18 protein-coding genes and 1 pseudogene are annotated in these 21,638 nt (G+C 72.9%); 11 read left to right on the top strand and 8 right to left on the bottom strand.

Annotated elements, in window-relative coordinates; genetic code table 11:
* A pseudogene (locus tag FRADC12_RS31925) lies at positions 1 to 564 on the bottom strand (glycoside hydrolase family 130 protein); the annotation flags it as partial.
* Between the two features lie 99 nt (positions 565 to 663).
* On the opposite strand from FRADC12_RS31925, the gene FRADC12_RS01210 reads away from it, so the two are divergent.
* A complete protein-coding gene (locus FRADC12_RS01210) occupies positions 664 to 1,764 on the top strand; it encodes a glycoside hydrolase family 26 protein (protein WP_045875222.1) in 1,101 nt (366 codons plus the stop codon).
* A 142-nt stretch (positions 1,765 to 1,906) separates the two neighbouring features.
* Here the strand turns inward: FRADC12_RS01210 and lon are convergent, their stop codons facing one another.
* The 4 genes from lon to FRADC12_RS01230 all read right to left on the bottom strand — a co-directional run bounded on the left by lon (position 1,907) and on the right by FRADC12_RS01230 (position 8,024).
* Entirely contained in the window at positions 1,907 to 4,378 is a 2,472-nt protein-coding gene (gene lon, locus FRADC12_RS01215; RefSeq protein WP_045875223.1) for an endopeptidase La, read from the bottom strand.
* 289 nt (positions 4,379 to 4,667) lie between these two features.
* On the bottom strand, positions 4,668 to 5,711 hold the full coding sequence (locus tag FRADC12_RS01220) for an NAD(P)-dependent alcohol dehydrogenase (protein ID WP_045875224.1): 1,044 nt from the start codon (positions 5,709 to 5,711) through the stop codon (positions 4,668 to 4,670).
* A 24-nt stretch (positions 5,712 to 5,735) separates the two neighbouring features.
* Positions 5,736 to 6,524, bottom strand: coding sequence for a DUF459 domain-containing protein (locus FRADC12_RS01225; RefSeq protein ID WP_045875225.1), 789 nt, complete (start codon positions 6,522 to 6,524; stop codon positions 5,736 to 5,738).
* 120 nt (positions 6,525 to 6,644) lie between these two features.
* Positions 6,645 to 8,024, bottom strand: coding sequence for a M20/M25/M40 family metallo-hydrolase (locus tag FRADC12_RS01230; RefSeq protein ID WP_045875226.1), 1,380 nt, complete (start codon positions 8,022 to 8,024; stop codon positions 6,645 to 6,647).
* Positions 8,025 to 8,249: 225 nt separating this feature from the next.
* On the opposite strand from FRADC12_RS01230, the gene FRADC12_RS01235 reads away from it, so the two are divergent.
* The gene (locus FRADC12_RS01235; protein ID WP_045875227.1) at positions 8,250 to 8,570 is read left to right on the top strand and encodes a hypothetical protein; all 321 of its coding nucleotides are present in this window, start codon (positions 8,250 to 8,252) and stop codon (positions 8,568 to 8,570) included.
* Positions 8,571 to 8,780: 210 nt separating this feature from the next.
* A complete protein-coding gene (locus FRADC12_RS01240; RefSeq protein WP_045875228.1) occupies positions 8,781 to 9,113 on the top strand; it encodes an ArsR/SmtB family transcription factor in 333 nt (110 codons plus the stop codon).
* A gap of 114 nt (positions 9,114 to 9,227) precedes the next feature.
* Here the strand turns inward: FRADC12_RS01240 and FRADC12_RS01245 are convergent, their stop codons facing one another.
* Positions 9,228 to 9,440 carry a DUF3073 family protein gene (locus tag FRADC12_RS01245; RefSeq protein ID WP_045878908.1) on the bottom strand — a complete coding sequence of 71 codons (213 nt, stop codon included), beginning with the start codon at positions 9,438 to 9,440 and terminating at the stop codon, positions 9,228 to 9,230.
* Positions 9,441 to 9,892: 452 nt separating this feature from the next.
* On the opposite strand from FRADC12_RS01245, the gene FRADC12_RS01250 reads away from it, so the two are divergent.
* Entirely contained in the window at positions 9,893 to 10,285 is a 393-nt protein-coding gene (locus tag FRADC12_RS01250; protein WP_045875229.1) for a DUF2237 family protein, read from the top strand.
* 256 nt (positions 10,286 to 10,541) lie between these two features.
* Here FRADC12_RS01250 and FRADC12_RS01255 read toward each other — a convergent pair whose 3' ends face one another.
* Positions 10,542 to 10,970, bottom strand: coding sequence for a cold-shock protein (locus FRADC12_RS01255; protein WP_045875230.1), 429 nt, complete (start codon positions 10,968 to 10,970; stop codon positions 10,542 to 10,544).
* A 147-nt stretch (positions 10,971 to 11,117) separates the two neighbouring features.
* Entirely contained in the window at positions 11,118 to 12,698 is a 1,581-nt protein-coding gene (locus FRADC12_RS01260) for a carboxylesterase/lipase family protein (protein ID WP_045875231.1), read from the bottom strand.
* A 115-nt stretch (positions 12,699 to 12,813) separates the two neighbouring features.
* Between FRADC12_RS01260 and FRADC12_RS01265 the strand changes: the two genes are divergently transcribed.
* From FRADC12_RS01265 to FRADC12_RS01295, 7 genes are all read left to right on the top strand, one after another.
* Complete coding sequence (locus FRADC12_RS01265; protein WP_045875232.1) at positions 12,814 to 13,800, top strand: malate dehydrogenase; 987 nt, start codon at positions 12,814 to 12,816, stop codon at positions 13,798 to 13,800.
* Positions 13,801 to 13,983: 183 nt separating this feature from the next.
* Entirely contained in the window at positions 13,984 to 15,609 is a 1,626-nt protein-coding gene (gene pruA / locus FRADC12_RS01270; protein ID WP_045875233.1) for an L-glutamate gamma-semialdehyde dehydrogenase, read from the top strand.
* Positions 15,610 to 15,747: 138 nt separating this feature from the next.
* Positions 15,748 to 17,028, top strand: a complete 1,281-nt coding sequence (locus FRADC12_RS01275; RefSeq protein ID WP_157488660.1) for a methylenetetrahydrofolate reductase C-terminal domain-containing protein — start codon at positions 15,748 to 15,750, stop codon at positions 17,026 to 17,028.
* Positions 17,029 to 17,179: 151 nt separating this feature from the next.
* Positions 17,180 to 18,457: an amidohydrolase family protein gene (locus FRADC12_RS01280; protein ID WP_045875234.1), complete on the top strand. Its 1,278-nt coding sequence runs from the start codon at positions 17,180 to 17,182 to the stop codon at positions 18,455 to 18,457.
* A gap of 4 nt (positions 18,458 to 18,461) precedes the next feature.
* Positions 18,462 to 19,220 carry an ABC transporter ATP-binding protein gene (locus tag FRADC12_RS01285; RefSeq protein ID WP_052710623.1) on the top strand — a complete coding sequence of 253 codons (759 nt, stop codon included), beginning with the start codon at positions 18,462 to 18,464 and terminating at the stop codon, positions 19,218 to 19,220.
* Between the two features lie 5 nt (positions 19,221 to 19,225).
* A complete protein-coding gene (locus FRADC12_RS01290; RefSeq protein ID WP_052711235.1) occupies positions 19,226 to 20,158 on the top strand; it encodes an ABC transporter permease in 933 nt (310 codons plus the stop codon).
* A gap of 209 nt (positions 20,159 to 20,367) precedes the next feature.
* Positions 20,368 to 21,597, top strand: coding sequence for an ABC transporter substrate-binding protein (locus FRADC12_RS01295; RefSeq protein WP_198152750.1), 1,230 nt, complete (start codon positions 20,368 to 20,370; stop codon positions 21,595 to 21,597).
* Positions 21,598 to 21,638 lie beyond the last annotated feature (41 nt).

The raw sequence follows: 21,638 nt of genomic DNA on the forward strand, positions 1-21,638 counted from the left end.
GGCCCGCAGCTGGCCAGGTTCCCAGTCGACCGGTACCGCGACGCCGACGGTCAGCGGGCCGGCCCGCGGCTCCAGTCGCACCGTGGGACCGGGCCCGACCACACAGGCCGCGAAGCCGATCGAGGACAGGTGGCCTTCACCGATCCCGCGCAGGCTCAGCGCCACCCGCAGTGCTCCGGGGGCGAGCCCCGACTGGTCAGGATGCGCCACCGCCGAGGGGTTGGTCACCGCGGCGCCCTCCACCGCGTACTCGGCGGTGAAACACGCGCCGAGCAGCAGCAGACGGGCCGGCGACAGCGTGGCGGGCGCCCGCAGCCGGGAAGCCACCGCGGCGGCGTGCCGGGTCAGGAGCCCCTGGTAGTCCCGGTGACGCGGCGTGAACGTCACCAGCAGACCCTCGACGAGGCCCACGACCTCCGGCTCCGGCAGCGCGAGCACCCGGGCGACGATGCCGGCGGCCCGGGAGCCGGACTCGCCGGCCTCCTCCCCGGGCAGGAACAGCCGCGCGATGACCCGGCCCGGGTCCGCGGCTTTTTTTTTTGGGGGCCCGCCGAGAGTGGCCACGCAGCGCGCGCGAGTGCCCGCCACCGCGAACCCGCTGGAGTCCCAGCTCCTGCTGACAGCTCGGCTCGCCGAGGAGACCTCCGTCAAGGAGAACGGCCAGTGAGGCTGACGGTGCCTCGGGTGGTCGCGGTGATCCTCGTGGTCGTGCTCGCCGGCTACGTCTTCCGGGTGGCTCCGCACCTGACCGGTCCCCCGGCTCCCGGGGCGGCGCTACCGGCCGAGCTCCTGGCGCCCTCCACCGGCCTGGCCGCCGCGCCGGCACCGTTCCCCGCGCCGGGAAAGACCTTCGTCGGCATCATGACCACCGCCGGGGTCCACGACTTCACCAACCTGCTCAGCTTCACGCAGAAGACGAGCTACAAGCCAGGGGCCTACCAGTTCTCCGAGGGCTGGGCCGCGGACAGGTTCAATGCCAATGACCTGAACAAGGTCGCGAGCATGGGCATGATGCCGATCGTCGCGTGGGAGCCGTGGGACTTCTCGAACAAGCCCCAGAGCGACAAGCTGCGCGGCGCCCAGCCGAGGTACCGGCTCAGCCGGATCATCGACGGCTCGTTCGACTCCTACATCCGCTCCTGGGCCCGCGGGGTCAGGGCGCTCGACTACACGATCGGCCTGCGGTTCGCGCACGAGATGAACGGCTACTGGTACCCCTGGGCCGAACAGGCCAACGGCAACCAGCCCGGCCAGTACGTCCATGCCTGGCGCCACGTGCACGACATCTTCGCCCAGGAGGGGGCGACCAACGTCGCCTGGATCTGGAGCCCCAACGTCACCTACGCGAACTCCACCCCGCTGGCCGAGCTGTACCCAGGTGACGCGTATGTGGACTGGTTCGGTTTCTCCGGCTACTACGGCACGGTGGGCAACGAGACCTACAAGTCCTTTGACGAGATCTTCGCGAGCAGCATCGCCGAGGTCCAGACCATCGCCCAGAAGCCGATCGTGATCACGGAGACCGGCGCGGCCGACAACGCGGGACTGAAGGCCGCGTGGATCGCCCAGCTCTTCGCCTCGCTACCGCGGTACCCCGAGATCATCGGGGTGATCTGGCAGGAGTCGACGAAGGAGGTCGACTGGCGGGTCGCGGTGTCGCCGACCGCCTCCCGGGCCTTCGCCGTCGGCGCGGCCAACCCGCGTTACGACACGACCTGGCGCTGGACGAGCAGACCAGAGCTGACCCTGCCGCTACGCCCCTGAATCCGCGGAGACGGCTTCGCCCGGGAGCCCCCAAGCTGGGAGCTCCCGGGCGATCGTTCTAAGCGAGACGCAACCCGGCCGCCAGCCCTGGACAAGCGTCCACCCCGTACATCAACACCACCCCCGAGTCACGTTGGGGCGCTCAGCGCCCGACCAAGGCCGAGCGGCCGGAGGCGCGAAGCGCCGTCTCCGGCCCATCGCCGTCGAAGGCCGGCTCCAGGGCCAGGTCGAGGACCTCACGGACGTCCGAGACCAGGTGGACGGTGAGCGCGTCGCGCACCGCCGCCGGCACGTCGTCCAGGTCCGGCCCGTTGCGGCTCGGCAGCAGGACCGTGGTGATGCCGGCCCGGTGCGCGGCGAGCAGCTTCTGCTTCACCCCGCCGATCGGCAGCACCCGCCCGGTCAGCGACACCTCGCCGGTCATCGCCACCTCGGCCCGGACCGGCCGGCCGGACAGCAGCGACGCCAGCGCGGTCGTCATCGTGACACCGGCGCTCGGCCCGTCCTTGGGCACCGCTCCGGCCGGGACGTGGACGTGGACCCCGCGCTTGGCCAGGTCACCGACCGGCAGCTCCAGCTCGGCGCCGCGTGACCGCAGGTAGGACAGCGCGATCTGCGCCGACTCCTTCATCACGTCGCCCAGCTGGCCGGTCAGGGCCAGGCCGGCCGCGCCGGACTCGGCGTCGGCCAGCGACGCCTCGATGAACAGCACGTCGCCGCCCGCCCCGGTCACCGCGAGGCCGGTAGCGACCCCCGGCAGCGCCGTCCGCTCGGCCGACTCGGGGGTGTGCCGCGGCCGGCCGAGGTAGCCGACCAGCTCCCCGGCGCCGACCGTGACCGGCTCCCGGGCGCCGTCCGCGTCCAGGGCGACCTTCGCGGCGATCTTGCGTAGCACCCGGGCGATCGCGCGCTCCAGGTCACGCACGCCCGCCTCGCGGGTGTACTCGCCGGCCAGCAGCCGCAGCGCGTCGTCGTCGACCGTGACCTCGCCGGCGGCGAAGCCGGCCCGCTCCTGCTGGCGCGGCAGCAGGTGGTCGCGGGCGATGACGACCTTCTCGTCCTCGGTGTAGCCGTCGAGGCGGACCAGCTCCATCCGGTCCAGCAGCGGCCCGGGGATCGACTCGATCACGTTGGCCGTCGCCAGGAACAGCACGTCGGAGAGGTCCAGCTCGACCTCGAGGTAGTGGTCGCGGAAGGTGTGGTTCTGCGCCGGGTCGAGGACCTCCAGCAGGGCCGCGGTCGGGTCGCCGCGGTAGTCGGCGCCGACCTTGTCGACCTCGTCGAGCAGCACGACGGGGTTCATCGTGCCCGCCTCGGTGATCGCCCGGACGATCCGGCCGGGCATCGCGCCGACGTAGGTGCGCCGGTGCCCGCGGATCTCCGCCTCGTCCCGGACGCCGCCGAGGGCGACCCGGACGAACTTGCGCCCCATCGCGCGGGCCACCGACTCGCCGAGCGACGTCTTGCCGACCCCGGGCGGACCGACCAGGGCCAGCACGGCACCACTGCGCCGCCCGCCGACGACGCCGAGCCCGGCGTCCGCCCGGCGGCGCCGGACGGCCAGGTACTCGATGATCCGGTCCTTGACGTCGTCGAGGCCGGCGTGGTCGGCGTCCAGCACCGCGCGGGCGCCGGCGATGTCGTAGGAGTCCTCGGTCCTGGAGCTCCACGGCAGGTCGAGGACCGTGTCGAGCCAGGTTCGGATCCAGCCGCCCTCCGGTGACTGGTCGGAGGTCCGCTCCAGCTTGTCGACCTCCTTGAGCGCGGCCTCGCGGACCTTCTCGGGCAGGCCGGCCGCCTCGACGCGGGCGCGGTAGTCGTCGTTGTTCTCGCCGTCGCCGCCCTCGCCGCCGGAGAGCTCACGCAGCTCCTTGCGGACGGCCTCCAGCTGGCGGCGCAGCAGGAACTCCCGCTGCTGGCGGTCCATCCCCTCCTGGACGTCCTTGCGGATCGTCTCGGCGACGTCCAGCTCGGCGAGGTGCTCCCTGGTCCAGGCCAGCACCTTCTCCAGCCGGGTCGTGACGTCGGCGGCCTCCAGCAGCTCCAGCTTCTGGGCGGCGGTCAGGTAGGGGGCGTAGCCGGCGGTGTCGGCCAGCGCCGACGGGTCGTCGATCGAGGTCACCGAGTCGACCACCTGCCAGGCGCCGCGCTGCTGCAGCAGGGTGGTGACGAGGGCCTTGTACTCGCGGGCCAGCTCGGCGACTCTGCCGCTTGGGGACGTGCCGGTCGGCGTCGTGCCGGTGGTGTCGAGGATCGTCGCCTCGACCCACAGCGCGGCGCCGGGGCCGGTCGAGCCGGTGCCGATCCGGGCGCGCCCGACGGCGCGCACGACGGCGGCGGGCTCACCGCCGGGCAGCCGGCCGACCTGCTCGATCACGCCGAGCGCGGCCACGGCCGCGTACCTCCCGTCGAGGCGGGGGGTCAGCAGGACCTCGGCCTTGGGGCCGGCGGAGCCACCGTCGGCGCCGGCCGGGGCGCGCGACTGGGCCGCCGCGCGGGCCGCGTCGACCGCGGCGCGCGTCTCGACGTCGGACAGGGCGAGCGGGACGACCATGCCGGGCAGCACGACCACGTCGTCGATCGGCAGGACGGGCAGCACACGGTTCTCAGTCACGTAGGCACATCCACTCAAGGTCGGAACGGTGGTCGGTCGGCCCAATGAACTTGAGCCCGACCGACTAAAGTCCCCAGAGCGGCCCCTTGTTCCTCCCGCCTGCTCGTCCCGCGTTCGCCCACAGGGAACAGCCGGAGACGGACGAGGTACCCAGCCCAGCCACGGTCCCGACCGCGACGCGGCCTGACCAGCGGCGTCCACGCCACGAGACGACAGACGTTGGGAGGGCGCTCAGCGCCCGCTAGGCGGAGCGGCCGGAGGCGCGAAGCGCCGTCTCCGGCCGATCGCCTTACAGGGTCGCGATGTCGATCACGAAGCGGTAGCGGACGTCGCTGGCGACCACGCGGTCGTAGGCGGCGTCGACGTCGGCGGCTGTGATCAGCTCGATCTCGGCCGCGATGCCGTGCTCGGCGCAGAAGTCAAGCATCTCCTGGGTCTCGCGGATGCCACCGATGTTGGAGCCGGTGAGGCTGCGGCGGGCCGCGATCAGCGAGAAGGCCCGGTGCGCGTCGGGCTCGGCAGGGCCACCGACGTTGCACATCGTGCCGTCGAGCTTCAGTAGTGACAGGTACGCGTCCAGGTCGAGGTTCGCCGAGACCGTGTTGAGGATGAAGTCGAGGCTGCCCCGCAGCTCCTCGAAGGCCGCCGGGTCGCTGGTCGCCCGGTACCGGTCGGCGCCGAGGCGCAGGCCGTCCTTCTCCTTGGCCAGTGACTGGCTGAGCACCGTGACCTCGGCGCCCAGGGCGTGCGCGAGCTGGACGCCCAGGTGGCCCAGGCCGCCGAGGCCGACGACGGCGACCTTCGAGCCCGGGCCGACCTTCCAGTGGCGCAGCGGCGAGTAGGTCGTAATGCCGGCACACAGCAGCGGCGCGGCGGCGTCCAGCGCCACGGCGTCGGGGATCCGGAGCACGTAGGCGTCCCGGACCACGATCTGCTGGCTGTAGCCACCGTAGGTCGGCTCGCCGTCGTAGTCGGTGCCGTTGTAGGTGAACACCGGGCCCGGGTCGGTGCAGTACTGCTCCTCGCCGGCCACGCAGGCTTCGCAGTGTCGGCAGGAGTTCACGAAGCAGCCGACGCCGACCCGGTCACCAACCGCGAACCGGGTGACCTGCGCGCCGACGGCCGCCACCACACCGGTGATCTCGTGGCCGGGCACCATGGGGAAGATCGCCGGGCCCCACTCCTGGCGGGCCTGGTGGATGTCGCTGTGGCAGATCCCGGCGAACCTGATGCCGATGACGACGTCGTCCGGGCGCGGGTCACGCCGGGAGATCGTGGCCGGCACGACGGCCGCGCCGGCAGTGGGGACGACAAGCGCCCGTACGGTGGCCATGGCTCTCCTTGGATGATCGTGAGGTCACGTCGCGGGCACCGGCGCTCCGGTCGGGGACGTGGACGGCAGGGGGCCGAGCAGCGCCACCGCCGCGGCGGCCATGGCGTGCGCGTAGCGGGCCGCACCGGCCGACGGGACCGGGCAGCGCGTCATCGGCGGCTGCTCGACCGGGCAGAAGTGCACGCCGTCGGGGCTGCGCACCGTCACCTGGCCGCCCGCCGGGCACACATCGCCAGGGCCGCAGGGGACCGTCTGCACGAACCGGCCGGCGGTGTCGGTGACGGCGCGGCCGGCGGGCACCACGGTCGTGTTCGGCACCTGGCCGGCGATCTTCTGCCAGAGCTGGTCCAGCGAGGTGAGCCCCTGCGGGTCGACCGTCTGGTCCCGTCGCGGCGGGGCCTCGACGAGCAGCACGTGGGCGCCGTCGCGGCTGAGCCGGGCGACCGCGGCCAGGACGTCCGAACGGTACGCGCTGGTCAGGTCCCGGCCCTTCATGCATTTCGTGCCGGTGTTGCCGGAGAAGGCCAGCACGGCGACGGTCGGGTGCCAGCTGCGCGACTGCTTGCGGATGTCGGAGAGCCAGTCGCAGGGCGCGGTGCCGCCGTAGGTGTGCAGGAGCAGCGACGTGCCACCGGCGGCGGTCACGTCGGCCGCGAAGTCGTCCTGCGCCTCCCACGCCATCGAGTCGCCCCAGAGCGCGACCCGCCGACCGCCGGAACCGTGCTGCGCGCTGTGGCCGAGGACGCCCACGAGCGCGACCACGACCGCGGCGATCAACAGCCAGCCGATCGGCCCCGGGCGTTCCAAGGCCACCTGGCCCTCCAGTCCTGTCCGGCCCCGGGCATGCCGCGGCCACCTTGGTCGTCCACTCCGGGATGCCCGGGCCTGGGTCCCTCGAAGCCCAGCCGCGCAGGCTCCCGGCCGGGCCGTGGCTCAGCTGGCGGCGAGGAAGCGGTCCAGGACGCGGGTGCCGAACCTGAGCGCCTCGGTCGGTACCCGCTCGTCGACGCCGTGGAACATGCCGGAGAAGTCCAGGTCCGGCGGCAGCTTCAGCGGCGAGAAGCCGAAGCAGCGGATGCCCAGCTGGGAGAACGACTTCGCGTCGGTGCCGCCGGAGAGCATGTACGGGACAGCGCGCGCGCCGGGATCCTCGGCGCGCAGCGCGGCGGCCATCGCGTCCACCATCGGCCCGTCGAACGGCGTCTCGACGGCGCGGTCCAGCACGACCCATTCGCGCTGGATGTCCGGGCCGATCAGCTCGTCGATCTGGCGGATGAACTCCTCCTGGCGCCCGGGCAGGAACCGGCCGTCGACACCGGCCGTCGCCTCGCCGGGGATCACGTTGACCTTGTGCCCGGCGTTGAGCTGGGTCGGGTTCGCCGTGTCGCTGATCGTCGCGCCGATCATCCGGGCCAGCCCGCCGAGCTTGGCGACAGTCGTCTCCAGGTCGTCGTAGTCCATCTTGATGCCGAGGGCGTCGCCGAGCGCGTCGAGGAACTGGTGGACCGTCGGGGTGAGCACGACCGGGAACCTGTGCTGGCCGATCCGGGTGACGGCCTCGACCAGCTTCGTGACTGCGTTGTCGGCGGCGAGCATCGAGCCGTGCCCGGCGCGGCCGCGAGCGGTCAGCTTCATCCAGGCCATACCCTTCTCGGCGGTCTGGATGAGGTAGAGCCGCAGGTCGTCGCGGACCGTGTACGAGAAGCCGCCGACTTCGCTGATCGCCTCGGTGCAGTCGGCGAACAGGTCCGCGTGGTGGTCGACCAGCCAGTGCGCGCCGAGCGGGCCGCCGGCCTCCTCGTCGGCGACGAACGCGACGACCAGGTCCCGCGGGGGCTTGCGGCCGGTCCTGGCCCGGTCGCGGATGACCGCCAGGGTCATCGCGTCCATGTCCTTCATGTCGATCGCGCCGCGGCCCCAGAGGCAGCCGTCGGCCTCCTCACCGCCGAACGGGTGGTGCCGCCACTCCGACGGGTCCGCGGCGACGACGTCGAGATGCCCGTGGATCAGCAACGGCGGCCGGCTCGGGTCGGTGCCCTCGATCCGGGTGACCACGCTGGTGCGGCCGGGCTGCGACTCCAGCAGCGTCGGCTCGAGGCCGACGTCGGCGAGCTTCGCGGCGACGTACTCGGCGGCGGCCCGCTCGAAACCGTCCCCGTTGCCGCGGTTCGTCGAGTCGATCATCAGAAGGTCCCGGCAGAGCTCGACGACCTCGTCCTGCGCGCCCGTCGACGGCAGCGCCCGGGTCGCCGCCGCGATGTCGCCCGCCAGCCTCGTCTGGGTTCCGGAGAAGGTCGTGGATTCGCTGGCCATGGCGGTAAGTCTGCCCCGGTCACCGCGGGCGTGCCTGATCGGCCACTCATCCAGCCAGACCGCGGTGACCTGCTGGCAACACTGAGGTAGTGAACGGCCGGACGAGGCGGTCCAGCCCCACGCGGCTTCGGCTGCGCACCTCACGGGTACAGGGCCTGCGCCGGAGCGCCGGACGCCGCCGCACGAACCCCCATCGGGCGGCCCCGGCCGGCATGGGGAGGACTGATGATCGCCTACAGGTGCCCGCGCGCCGACCTGGGCTGCGACAGCGACTTCGCCACGTCGGGTGACCTCGACAACCATCTGCACTGGCAGCACGGCTACCGGCGCTCCTCGCGGTACGCCGCCGCGTTCCGGCCGGCGGCGCGGCCGGTCGGCGGCCAGGCCGCCGTCACCGCGCTCGCGGCCAGGCGCGCCGCCCAGACCGAGCGAGCCGCCGTGGGCACCCGCGGCTTCGGCCCCGGCGCGACGAGGGGCGCCACCCGCGCGCGCCGCACCAGCCACGCGTCCGCCGGCCGCCTGCGCCGCCTGGCCCGCCACGGCTGACGCCGGCTGGGCCTGCCAGCACAGGGAAGGCGGCCAGGAACCTGACAATGTCGTAAGATTCGCAGGTGTTGCCTTCCCGTCGACCAAACTTTTCACCACGATCGGTCATCACCGGGGGGCGGGTGGCTCACCCTGTTCGCCACCCGCTGGCCAGCTGCGCGGTAGGCCCAGACTGGTCCGGCTGGGCATGCCGGCGAGGTGACTAGTCCGATGGCCACCCCGCTCTACGAGCTCAAGGCCCAGTTCTTCCGCTCCCTCGCGCATCCGGCTCGTATCCGGGTGCTGGAGCTCCTGCGCAAGGGGGAACGTTCCGTCGGGGAGCTGGTCGGGGACGTCGGCCTCGAGGCGTCGCACCTGTCCCAGCAGCTGGGCGTGCTGCGCCGGGCCGGGCTCGTGACGACACGCAAGCAGGGCACGACCGTCTACTACGCGCTGTCGACGCCGCTGCTCGCCGACCTGCTCGACCAGACCCGCCTGATCCTCACCGGTGTCCTGAACGAGCAGGCGGAGATCCTGCGGGACCTGCTCGACGCCCATCGCTGACCCGGTTCCCCAGGCGCGCCGAAGCGCCTGCAAGCCAGTCAGCTCAAGTCCAGGCGAACGAAGCCCGGGCGTCCTCGGACGCCCGGGCTCTCGCCGCCGGAACCGCGCGGGAACTCAGTAGGACGAGGCTCGCGCCTCGTCCTCCTCGTCCTCGTACTGGTCGCCCCAGCCGGCGTGGCCGTCCACGCCGTCCGTCTGGTCGCCGAAGCCGTCGTCCGTCACGGCCCCGAGGTCGGCGCGCAGCCGGTCGAGATCGATGTTCGGCGACTGGTACTTGAGCTCCCGGGCAACCCTCGTCTGCTTCGCCTTGGCCCGACCCCGCCCCATGGCCCGACTCCCTTCCGCGACGCGGGGGGCCCGCCGCCGCGCGTCGTGCTTGTCGCCCGTGCCTGCCACCTGCGACGGTGCCGCCTCTGCGAAGGCGGCACCGTGCACGGCGTGACGCCGCCGCCCATGAGACGACGCCACCATCACAATCCCGTCGGCCGTCCACACACGCACCACTCGGCACGCCGCTGTCCCGCCACACGGCCCGCCGCTCAGCCCGCCGTAAGGCTGCCCGCCGTGCCCCGCGCGGTCACGTCGTCAGTGGCCGACCGCTGAATACCTTACAACCTTCTCAGATTGTGAGCGTTGCGGTGAGCGGCGTTGCGGCCCGCCACGCCCGGGGGCTTCGGTCCCGCCCGGCCCGGCGCCGCGGGGCGTCATCTCCCGTCCGGCGGCGGGCCCACCGGCGGGACGGCGGTAGCCGAGTGCGGCGAAGATGCCACACTGAGGGCGTGACGGACGAGCGCAACGTCCTCGGCGGCCCGCTGGAGCCGTGCGGGACTGACCCGATGACCGGTTTCTCCCGGGATGGCTGCTGCACCAGCGGGCCGGAGGATCTCGGTAGCCACACCGTCTGCGCCGTGGTCACCAAGGAGTTCCTGGATCATCAGCGCGAGGTCGGCAACGACCTGTCCACCCCGCGCCCCGAGTGGGCCTTCCCGGGGCTGCGGCCCGGCGACAGGTGGTGCGTTGTCGCCGCCCGCTGGCTGCAGGCCTACCGGGCCGGCGTCGCCGCCCCGGTGGTCCTCGCGTCCACGAACGCCCGCGCACTGGAGCTCGTCCCGCTCGACGCGCTGCGCGAGCACGCCGTCGACGTCCCAGCCGACCCCCGGTCGCTGACCTGACCGTCGGCCGCCTGGCTAGAAGGCTTGGTCGGCGAAAGCCGTGAAGATCGAGTAAAATTGACGTAGCGTGACGAACATCCGCTCCACGGCGCGCGACGCAAGCGCACCTGACCAGCAGTTTCGGCGTTAAGCCTTGGTCATCATCACTAGGCGTAGCGGATGGCGGCGATCGGCCGGCAGATCGCAGGTCCCTGCGTGAGCCTGCCCTCGGTCCGGAACCAGCGCGCATGCCTCGTCGGGCTGGGGCGGAGCCCCGTCAGCCCTCGATCCAGCCGTTCTTCTCGGCCAGGCGGGTCATCCCGCGCCGCACCGCGAGGATCTGGGCACCGGTCAGGGTCGGCTCGGTCTGCAGCAGGATCTCGGTGACCTCCCGGGAGAACTCCTTCGTCGACGGGACGTAGAAGAAGTCCTCACCCTCGTCGCCGGGCTCCCGCACGGCACCGTCCTCGGCCGGCGTGGCGGGCGTGGGGGCACCGGGTGCGGACCGCACCAGCCGGGCGCCCGTCGCCTTCGGCCCGCGGTCACCCTGCTCCACCTCGAACTCCATGGTCACGCCAGCCGTCACGACGTGCTTGTCGACCAGCAGGTCATTGGCGTGCAGAAAGATGTCCTCCCCGCCGCCGGTAGGCGCGATGAACCCGTAGCCCCGAACCTGGTCGAACCTCAACACCCTGCCTGTGCGCACACATCACCCCGTAAAGCACCGAACACCGGACCGGTGGCTCTCGTCCTCACGCCTGCAAGCACGCTCGTCCTCACGCCCATCGGCGCGCAGGACGTCACACGGTCAACGCACGAGTCTAGCCGAGGCCGGTCAGGTCCAGCTCCGGTGTCAGGAGAAGATCGGCGACGGCTCGAACTCGGCCCGGATCTCCGGCTCCGGGTCCTCGACCAGCCGGGTCGGCCGGTCGAAGACCATCGTCGAGCGGTCCTCGGTCGTGTAGGCCGGCCAGTCGGGCAGGTCGAGGTGGTTCGGGTCGCCCTCGCGGGCGAACGCGACCCAGGCCCCGGCGACCTCGTCCACGAGGCGGCGCACGTCCGGGCCGGCGCCGCCGATCCGGGCTCGGTCGTGGTTGTCGAAGACCAGCGGCAGGTCCAGGCAGTGCGGCGCGCCGAGGATGCCGTCGAGCACCGGGGTGCGCCAGGCCAGCAGGTAGGCGTGGACGGGCGCGGCGCCGCCGTCGGCGCGGCGGTCCGCTAGCAGGGACGTGCTGGTCTGGAAGCCGAGGCCCTGGCTCCAGGCACGCAGGAACGACGGCGTCCAGTAGGGCCGCAGCCGGCGCAGCAGCTCGACCCGCTCGTCGGTCCGGGCGCCCCAGGCGTCGCGCAGCCCCGGCAGGACGTCGTCCATCGTGAACGCGCCGAACCGCGGGTGGAAGGCGGACATGAAGGCCGCCTCGTCCGCCGTGCAGCCGAGCAGGACCGGCACGTCGAGCCCAGCCGGCGCGGGGCCGGGGTCACCCGGGTGCGCCGGGATCGTCGTCCCGTCCAGGACAGGGGCGAACCCCAGCGGGCCGGGCCCGGCTCCCGCGAGGATGACCTTCGCCGCCGCGGTCATCAGCGCCGCGCTCGGCACGTCGGCCAGCCGGTCCGCGTCGTGGCGGGGGTCCAGGCCGAGCTGCCGCAGCAGGGCGTGCGCGGCCCGGTCGGCCCGGTCGGCGGTGACGGCCCGCAGCGCAGGCCCGCTCTGGACCGCCGCCCGGTGCAGCAGCCCACGTGCCGCCGGCATCGCGAGCAGGGTGGAGACCTTCGCGCCACCGCCCGACTGGCCGAAGACCATCACCCGGCCGGGGTCGCCGCCGAACCGCGCGATGTTGTCGCGGACCCATTCCAGCGCCAGCGTGACGTCGAGCAGGCCGGCGTTGCCGGAGCCGGCCCACCGCTCGCCGCCCGTCTCGGCGAGGTGCAGGAAGCCGAGGACGCCGAGCCGGTGGTTGACGGTCACGACGACCACGTCGCCGCGCCTGGCCAGCCGGTCCCCCGCGTACACGGCGTTGTTCGCGCTGCCGCTGGAGAATCCGCCGCCGTGCAGCCAGACCATGACCGGGCGGCGGGCGTCGTCGTGGCCGGGCGTCCAGACGTTGAGGTTCAGGCAGTCCTCGCTGACCGGGCCCTGGTCGCCGCCGCCGGTCAGGTTGATCAGGGTGATGCTGCGCCGCAGTGCGGCCGACCGGTCGGCGCTCGGGTCGTCAGCGCCGTAGCGGGCCCCCAGCCGCAGCATCGACTGCTTACAGCGGGCACCCCAGCGGGTGCAGTCACGCACCCCGGCCCAGGGCTCGGGCGGCGGCGGCGGCCGGAACCGGCCCCCGCCGCGGGTAGGTCCCCCGTAGGGAACGCCCAGGTAGGCGAACGTCCCGTTGTCCTCGGCCCGGCCGGCCACCTTGCCGGCCGTGGTCTCCACGACGCCGGTCACGCGACCTCCAGGGCTGGGGACGGCCGGGCCGCTGTGGCCGGCGCCACGCCGGACCGGGGGCCCGTCAGGCTCGTGGACGCGGCGGGAGCGGACGCAGGAGGATAGCATCCGGGCCATGGCACGTACACCCGTCAACGTAACCGTAACTGGCGCCGCCGGGCAGATCGGATATGCGCTCCTTTTCCGGATCGCCTCCGGCCAGCTCCTCGGCCCGGACACCCCGGTCAAGCTGCGCCTTCTGGAGATCCCGCAGGCCGTCAAGGCCGCCGAGGGAACGGCGATGGAGCTCGCCGACGCGGCTTTCCCGCTGCTTTCCGGGGTGGACATCTTCGACGACCCGGTGAAGGCCTTCGCGGGCGCGAACGTCGCCCTGCTGGTGGGTGCGCGGCCGCGCACGGCGGGCATGGAGCGCGGTGACCTCCTGCAGGCCAACGGAGGCATCTTCAAGCCGCAGGGCGCGGCCATCAACGCCGGCGCGGCCGACGACATCAAGGTGCTCGTCGTCGGCAACCCGGCGAACACCAACGCGCTGATCGCCCAGACGAACGCCCCGGACGTCCCGGCGGAGCGGTTCACGGCGATGACCCGTCTCGACCACAACCGGGCGCTGTCCCAGCTGGGCGCCAAGCTCGGCGTCGGCGTCGCGGACATCAGGAAGCTCACCATCTGGGGCAACCACTCGGCGACCCAGTACCCGGACGTCTTCCACGCCGAGGTCGCCGGCAAGCCGGCCGCCGACCAGGTCGACGAGAAGTGGCTGGCCGACGAGTTCATCCCGACCGTGGCCAAGCGCGGTGCGGCGATCATCGCCGCGCGTGGCGCCTCGTCGGCCGCGTCGGCCGCCTCCGCCGCGATCGACCACGTCCACACCTGGGTGAACGGCACGGCCGCGGGCGACTGGACCTCGATGGCGATCCCGTCGGACGGCTCCTACGGCGTGCCGGCCGGCCTGATCTCGTCGTTCCCCGTCGTCACCAAGGACGGCGCGTACGAGATCGTCCAGGGCCTGGACCTCAACGAGTTCTCCAAGACCCGCATCGACGCCTCGGTGGCGGAGCTGGCCGAGGAGCGCGACGCGATCCGGGCGCTCGGCCTCGTCTGAGCCACCCGCGCCGGCCCACCGCTCGCCACCCGGACACGACGGGCTGACCGCCCGCCGCCGGACTTCCCGTCCGGTGGCGGGCGGTTTTCGGTTCGCGCCCTGCCCCGAACAGCTCAAGCCCCCATCAGCGGTGGCGGGGCGGCGGGCGGCGGGGTAGACCTCCAGACACGACGGAGGTGGGCGATGGACGCGATCACTACCGTTCCGGTGCCGGTCAACGAGCCGGTGCGGACGTACCCGGCCGGGAGCGCCGCGCGGGCGGCGCTGGCCGCGCGCTGCGACGAGCTGGCCGCCGGGCCCGTCGAGCTGACCGCGGCGATCGGCGGGGAGCGCAGGCCCGGCGGCGGACCGGCCGTGGACGTCGTGATGCCGCACGACCACAAGCACGTCCTCGGCACGTTCCACGCGGCCACCGAGGACGACACCCGGGCGGCGCTGGCCGCGGCACGGGCCGCGGCGCCGGGCTGGCGGGCGCTGGGCCTCGACGGCCGGGCGGCGGTGTTCCTGCGGGCGGCCGAGCTGCTGGCCGGGCCCTGGCGGGACACGTTGAACGCGGCGACCATGCTCGGGCAGAGCAAGGTCGCGCACGAGGCCGAGATCGACGCCGCCTGCGAGCTGATCGACTTCTGGCGGTTCAACGTCGCCTTCGCCCGCCAGATCCTCGCCGAACAGCCGGCCTCCTCGTCCGGTGTCTGGAACCGGACCGACTACCGGCCGCTGGAGGGCTTCGTCTACGCGATCAGCCCGTTCAACTTCACCTCGATCGCCGGGAACCTGCCGACGGCTCCCGGGCTGATGGGCAATGTCGTCCTCTGGAAGCCAGCCCCCACCCAGCAGCTCGCCGCGCATTTCCTGATGGACCTGCTCGAAGCGGCCGGGCTGCCACCTGGCGTGATCTCGATGCTTCCGGGCGACGGCCGGGCCGTCTCAGCCGTGGCGCTGGCCGAGCCTGACCTCGCTGGCATCCATTTCACCGGCTCCACGGCGACCTTCCAGCGGCTGTGGCGCCAGGTGGGCGAGCGGATCGGGCAGTACCGCGGCTATCCGCGCCTCGTCGGCGAGACCGGCGGCAAGGACTTCGTGCTGGCGCATCCGTCGGCGGACCCGGCGGTGCTGCGCGCGGCGCTGCTGCGCGGCGCGTTCGAGTACCAGGGCCAGAAGTGCAGCGCCGCGTCCCGCGCTTATGTGGCGCGCTCGGTGTGGGACCGGGTGCGTGACGATCTCGTCGGGGCCACTGAGGCGCTGGTCGAGGGCGACGTCACGGACCCGGGGGTCTTCCTCGGCGCGCTCATCGACGCCCGCGCCTTCGCCCGGGTGACGGGGGCTCTGGAACGGGCCCGGCGGGTCGACTCGCTGGCCGTGCTGGCCGGCGGGCGGGCCGACGACAGCCGCGGCTGGTTCGTCCGCCCGACGGTTCTCGTCGGTTCGGACCCGGTGGACGAGGCCTTCACCACCGAGTACTTCGGACCGCTGCTCGCCGTCCACGTGTATGCCGACTCCGACTACGACCGGGTGGTCGCCGGCCTGGCCGAACCCACGGCGAACCGCTATGCGCTGACTGGAGCGGTCATCGCCGAGGACCGGGCCGCCGCCGGCGCGGCGGCCGAGACACTGCGGTACGCCGCCGGCAACTTCTACGTCAATGACAAGCCGACCGGCGCCGTCGTGGGCCAACAGCCGTTCGGCGGCGCCCGCGCGTCGGGCACCGACGACAAGGCCGGCTCACCGCTGAACCTGCTGCGCTGGACCGCTCCCCGCACGCTCAAGGAGAACCTGCGCCCGCCCACGGACCACCGCTACCCGGCCTGACCGCGCCATTTTGACCGCCGTATTGGCGCAGAACCGGGCCACGGCCACGGAAAGCGCCGGTGTGAGTTCGGTCTGAAACTCAGTTTTGATAACTCCGAAACCGGGCGCGGCGAGGACTGCAGCACCCTTGTTCATGTGATGGACATTGGGTCGCACGCGACCGCCGCCTGGCGCGACGCCGCTGCCCGGTGCCCGAAGACGATGGCCCACGGCCCCTGCGCGGGTGTCGGGGCGGACGGCGCATGCGAGGTCCCCGGCTTCGGGACCTGCGCGTTCCTGGACGTCGCCGCCGTCGACTGGCCGTACGCGCGGACCCTCGGCGCCGCCGCGCCCGGCTCGGACGGGGCCGCGGCCACCAGCCAGGAGCGCCACCCGGCCGTCGCCACGTTCCTCGCCGCCGCGGGGACACGGCCGGTCGTCGTGGCCGACCTGCCCACGGCACCGCTGTCGGCGGCCAGCCTGCTGGCCAGCGCCGCGACGCTCGCCGGTGCGGCCGACGCCTGCCTGCTGGGCGACCATGGCGGCGCCCGGGTCCAGTTCCCGCCGTCCTACCGGGCCCGGCTGCTCGCCGACGCGGGCGTCCCGGCCTGGGTGGGCATCAACTGCCGGGACCGCAACCGGGTCGCGATCGAGGGCGAGATCGCCGCCTGCCTCGACGCCGGGGCGGTCGCGGTCCACTGCGTGACCGGCGACCATCCGGCCCTCGGCCACCGCCCGGACGCGGCGGCGGTCTTCGACCTCGACAGCGTCGGCGTGGTCGCGCTGACCGCCGCGGCGGCGGCCGGCGGCGGCGGCGCGCTGTGCTCGGTGTCGCACGCCCCGGCGACGCCTCCGACGGACAGGCGACTGGCCCGGCTGCTCACCAAGATCGACGCAGGGGCGGACGTCGTGTTCGTCGACCACTGCGGCGGCCCCGGGCCGGTCGCGGACGCCGTCGGCGAGCTGCGCGCGGCCGGGTTCGGCGGGCTGGTGCTCGCCTGTGTCCCGGTCGTCACGAGCGCCGCGTCGGCGGCCGTCGTCGCCTCGTTCGCGGGCGACCGGCTGCCGGCCGGGTACCTCGACCGGATCACGGGCGGCACCGCCGCCGACTGGATGCCGCACGCGAACGGCCACGGCCCGGCCGTCCTGACGGCGGCCGAGACCGCCGAGATCGAGACGGCCGAGATCGAGACGGCCGAGATCGAGACGGCCGGGATCGCGGAGGGCACGGAGCTCGCCGAACGGATGCTGGAGATCCCCGGCGTCGACGGCGTGAACCTCTCGGGTGGCGCGCCGCCCGGCCAGGAGGTGGCGCTGGCCGCGGCCATGGCCGAGATCGCGCGCCGCGTGCTGAGCGCGTCCGGGCCGCCCGCCCGCCGCCGGTCCCGCGGGCCGGCCGCGCGGGTGGGGACTGCTGTACCGGGAGCATCAGGCGCATGAGTGAATGGGCACGAACCGCCTACGGACGGACGCAGCGGCGCACCGGCGCGGCCAGCGGGACCGGCCGGCCCGGGACCAGCCCAGGCGGGACAGGCCAGACGGGAGACACGGTGGTCGGACGGCGAGCCGGTACCGGCGGACGGAAGGTCGCATGAGCTGGTTGCGGTCGGCGCGGACGGCGATGGGCGAGACCGTCGACGTCGAGCTGGTGGACGGGGTCATCGCGCAGGTCATGGCGGCGAGCCCCGCCGGCTCGGCCACCGCGGCCGGGGCGGGCCCCGGGGACGTCGACCTGTCCGGCCACGTCCTGATGGCGTCGTTCGTCGAGCCGCACGCGCACCTGGACAAGGCGCTGACCGCGTCGCTGGTCCCGAACCTGACCGGGGACCTGGCCGGCGCGGTCGCCGCGATGGAAACGCTGCGACCGGCGACGGCGCGGGCGGACATCATCGCCCGCGCCGAGGCGGCGCTGCGGATCCACCTCGCGTTCGGCACAACCCACATCCGGACCCACGTCAACGTGCTGACCGGGGTGGGCCTCGAAGGGCTCGACGCGCTGATCGAGGTCAGGGAGCGCTGGCGCGGGGTCGTCGACCTGCAGCTCGTCGCGCTCGTCAACGACACGGCCGGCCCGCTGCTGCGCGCGGCGCTGCGCGAGGGCGCGGACGTCGCCGGCGGCTGCCCGCACATGGAGGACGACCCCGACCGGGCCGTCGCCGCGTGCCTGGACGCGGCCGGCGAGGCCGGGGTGCCGATCGACCTGCACACCGACGAGACCCTCAGCCCGGACGCGCTCAGTCTGGTGACGATGGCCGACCTGGTCAGCCGGACCGGCTTCCCTCACGCTGTGACGGCGAGCCACTGCGTGAGCCTGTCGATGCAGCCGCTCGCCCGCCAGGAGGAGATCGCCGAGCAGGTCGCCGCCGCCGGCATCGCCGTGGTCGCGCTGCCGCAGACCAACCTGTTCCTGCAGGGCCGCGGCCACCCGGTCGCGACGCCGCGCGGGCTGACCGCCGTCGCCGCGCTGCTGCGCGCCGGGGCGACCGTCGCCGCCGGCGGCGACAACCTGCGCGACCCGTTCCACCTCGTCGGCCGGGGCGACGCCCTTGAGGTCGCGGCGCTGATGGTCATCGCCGGCCACCTCGACCCGGCCCGCGCGCTGCACACGGTCACCGAGGCGCCCCGCGCGGCGCTCGGCCTGCCGACCGTCGACCTGTCCCCCGGCGCGCCCGCCGACCTCGTCGCCATCCCGGGCGCGGACGCGCTCGACGCCCTGGGCGCCGCCGGCGTCGCCCGCACCGTCTGGCGGGACGGGCGGATCGTCGCCCACACCGTCGTGCACTCCGAGCTCGCCGCACCGCCGGCGGCCCTGGGCGGGCCGGGGCCGGCCCGTCCGCTGGCGAGCTCCTCCTTCGGACCGAAGGCCTAAGCCGATGACGATGACAACCGAACCCCCGCCCGCGACCACCGCCGCGCTGCGCTTCGCCGGGGTCAGCAAGAGGTTCAAGGACGGGACGGTCGCGCTCGCGAACGCCGACCTGATGGTCGCGCCCGGCGAGTTCGTCTCCGTCGTCGGCCCGTCCGGCTGCGGCAAGTCCACCCTGCTGCGGCTGGCCAGCGGCCTGGACGACGTGACCGGCGGCGAGGTCGACGTCCACTCGGAGTCCGTCGGCTACGTGTTCCAGGACGCCACCCTGCTGCCCTGGCGCAGCGTGCGCGACAACGTCCGGCTGCTCGCCGAGCTGGAGGGCCTGCCCAAGGCCGAGCGCGAGCAGCGGGTGGCCGCGGCGATCGAGCTGGTCGGGCTGGCCGGCTTCGAGAAGCACCTGCCGCACGAGCTGTCCGGCGGCATGCGGATGCGCACGTCGCTGGCCCGGTCGATGGTGCTCGCCCCGGACGTCTTCCTGTTCGACGAGCCGTTCGGTGCGCTCGACGAGATCACCCGGGAACGGCTCAACGACGAGCTGCTGCGGATGTTCACCCAGCAGCGGTTCGCGGCGCTGTTCATCACCCACTCGGTGGCCGAGGCGGTGTTCATGTCGAGCCGGGTGCTGGTGATGAGCCCGCGGCCAGGCCGGATCAAGGCCGAGGTCAGCGTCCCGTTCCCCTACCCGCGCGTCCCGGAGATCCGGTACAGCGCCGAGTTCGCCGCGCTCTGCGGCGAGGTCTCCCGCCATCTCAGGGACGAGTGAGGATCATGTCGCTTGACGCCGTGACGCCGGCGGGCTCCGCGCCCGGCGGCACGCTGCCGGTCGTGACCGCCGCGCCGGCAGTTCCCGACGGCCTGCTGGTGCCGCCCGCGGCCGAGTTCGTGGTGACACAAGGCCAGGCGGGGGCCTTCCGGCTGCGAGGGGCGGTCGGGTTCGTCAACAAGTTCCTGCTGCCGCTCTCCGTGTTCGCGGTGTTCATCGGCGGCTGGTACCTGGTGACCTGGCTGGCGCTGACGCCGCAGCAGCGCTTCATGCTGCCGTTCCCGCACGAGGTCGTCAAGGTCGGCTTCCTGGACTGGTCGAGCCTCAAGGACATCCTGGACGCCCTTGAGTACACCTGCATCGTCACGTTCCTGGGCCTGGCCATCTCGATCGTGCTCGGCGTGCTCGCGGCGATCCTCATGAACCAGGCGAAGTGGCTGGAGAACGGCCTCTACCCGTGGGCCGTCGTCCTGCAGACGGTGCCGATCCTCGCGCTGACCCCGGTACTCAGCTTCTTCTTCGGGTTCGCGCTGACCAGCCGGACGATCGTCTGTGTCATCATCGCCTTCTTCCCAATCGTGTCGAACACCTTGTTCGGCCTGCAGTCCGTCGACCGAGGCATGCACGAGCTCTTCTCGCTGCACCGGACCGGCCGCCTCACCCGGCTGTGGAAACTTCAGCTGCCCGCGGCGATGCCGGCCATGTTCGCCGGGTTCCGCGTCGCCGCCGGGCTCTCGGTGATCGGCGCGATCGTCGGGGAGTTCTTCTTCAAGCAGGGCAATGCCGGGCTCGGCACCAACCTGTCGGTGTACGAATCGCGGCTGGAAGGCGAGCGGCTGTGGGCGACGACCATCGTCGCCAGCCTGCTCGGCATCGCCGTGTTCGTCTTCTTCGGCTGGTTGTCGCGCCGCGTCGTCGGCCGCTGGTACCAGCCCTAGCGCGGCTGACCCTCGGCTCGGGAGGAACGGTGGGGGCCGCGCCTCTCGTCGCCCGGTTTCGCGGCACCGGTGCCGCGACGGGCGGACCATTTCCCGGCGCACGAGGTTCGCGCCGCGAAAACCCGCAACACCCGCTCCACCGAAGTACAGCTCCACGTCCATCAACGCCATCCCAGGCCGCAGCGCCTGAGGACGCAGGGGGAGACTCGTTGACCGTCTCATCTAGGTCCATTAGCGGGATCGCGCGCCTGGGCCGCGGCCGGCTCGTCGCCGCCACCGCGGCTGCCGCCACCGTCGCCCTGGTCGCCGCCGCCTGTGGCGGCAGCACCACCGGCGGCACGGGGGGCACGCCGGCGACGTCGGCCGGCGGCGCCGCGGTGCCGGCCCAGTACGACCTGAAGGCAGCCGGCTGCCCGAGCACGATCGTGCTGCAGACCGACTGGAACCCGGAGTCGGAGCACGGCGGCCAGTACCAGCTGCTCGGCCCGAACCCGTCGATCGACACCAAGAAGAAGTCCGTCACGGGTGAGCTCGTCGCCCACGGCGGCGTCGACACCGGGGTGAAGCTGCAGATCCGCGCCGGCGGCCCGGCGATCGGTTTCCAGACCGTCACCTCGCAGCTCTACGCCGACGACAGCATCACCCTCGGCTATGTCTCCACCGACGAGCAGATCCAGCTGTCGAAGACGCAGCCGACCGTCGCGCTGCTGGCCGGGCTCGAGAAGAGCCCGCAGATGATCCAGTGGGACCCGGCCACGCACCCGGACTTCACCACGATCGCCGACATCGGCAAGACGGACACCAAGGTCCTGTACTTCCAGGGCGCCGCCTACATGGACTACCTGACCGGCAAGGGCATCCTGAAGAAGAGCCAGATCGACGGCTCCTACGACGGGACCCCGACGAACTTCGTCGCCTCCGGCGGCAAGTACGCCGTCCAGGGCTTCGCGACCTCCGAGCCGTACACCTGGTCGCACGAGGTCCGGTCCTGGGACAAGCCGCTGAAGTACCAGCTGATCGCCGACACGGGCTTCAACTTCTACCAGCAGGCGATCGGGGTGCGGGCCGACAAGGAGGCCGCGCTCAAGCCGTGCCTGACGAAGCTGATCCCGATCATGCAGCAGGCGATCGTGGACTTCGTCGGCAGCCCCGGCGCGACGAACAAGCTGATCGTCGACCTGGTGAACAAGTACAACAACGGCTGGACCTACTCGGACGGCGTCGCGGACTACGCCGTCTCGACGATGAAGTCCCTGGGCATCATCGGCGACGGCTCCACGCCGACCCTCGGTGACTTCGACACCACCCGGGTGCAGGGGCTGATCGGCATTCTGGCCCCGATCTACGACAGCGAGGGCAAGCCGACCAAGACGGGCCTCGCGCCGTCCGACCTGGTCGACAACTCGTTCCTCGACACGAAGATCGGCCTGACCTCCTAGGGCTTGCGTTTCTCCAGGAGAAAGGCTCGGGCCCGGTGGCC

Origin of the sequence: Pseudofrankia sp. DC12 (genome assembly GCF_000966285.1) — a bacterium.
Lineage (GTDB): Bacteria > Actinomycetota > Actinomycetes > Frankiales > Frankiaceae > Pseudofrankia.

What these genes read in the sequence shown, in the direction of transcription:
- FRADC12_RS01220 (WP_045875224.1), bottom strand. Translation starts at nt 5,711, where the DNA reads ATGGCCACCGTACGGGCGCTTGTCGTCCCCACTGCCGGCGCGGCCGTC.
- FRADC12_RS01230 (WP_045875226.1), bottom strand. Translation starts at nt 8,024, where the DNA reads ATGGCCAGCGAATCCACGACCTTCTCCGGAACCCAGACGAGGCTGGCG.
- FRADC12_RS01235 (WP_045875227.1), top strand. Translation starts at nt 8,250, where the DNA reads ATGATCGCCTACAGGTGCCCGCGCGCCGACCTGGGCTGCGACAGCGAC.
- FRADC12_RS01240 (WP_045875228.1), top strand. Translation starts at nt 8,781, where the DNA reads ATGGCCACCCCGCTCTACGAGCTCAAGGCCCAGTTCTTCCGCTCCCTC.
- FRADC12_RS01245 (WP_045878908.1), bottom strand. Translation starts at nt 9,440, where the DNA reads ATGGGGCGGGGTCGGGCCAAGGCGAAGCAGACGAGGGTTGCCCGGGAG.
- FRADC12_RS01265 (WP_045875232.1), top strand. Translation starts at nt 12,814, where the DNA reads ATGGCACGTACACCCGTCAACGTAACCGTAACTGGCGCCGCCGGGCAG.
- pruA (WP_045875233.1), top strand. Translation starts at nt 13,984, where the DNA reads ATGGACGCGATCACTACCGTTCCGGTGCCGGTCAACGAGCCGGTGCGG.
- FRADC12_RS01275 (WP_157488660.1), top strand. Translation starts at nt 15,748, where the DNA reads ATGGACATTGGGTCGCACGCGACCGCCGCCTGGCGCGACGCCGCTGCC.
- FRADC12_RS01280 (WP_045875234.1), top strand. Translation starts at nt 17,180, where the DNA reads ATGAGCTGGTTGCGGTCGGCGCGGACGGCGATGGGCGAGACCGTCGAC.
- FRADC12_RS01285 (WP_052710623.1), top strand. Translation starts at nt 18,462, where the DNA reads ATGACGATGACAACCGAACCCCCGCCCGCGACCACCGCCGCGCTGCGC.
- FRADC12_RS01290 (WP_052711235.1), top strand. Translation starts at nt 19,226, where the DNA reads ATGTCGCTTGACGCCGTGACGCCGGCGGGCTCCGCGCCCGGCGGCACG.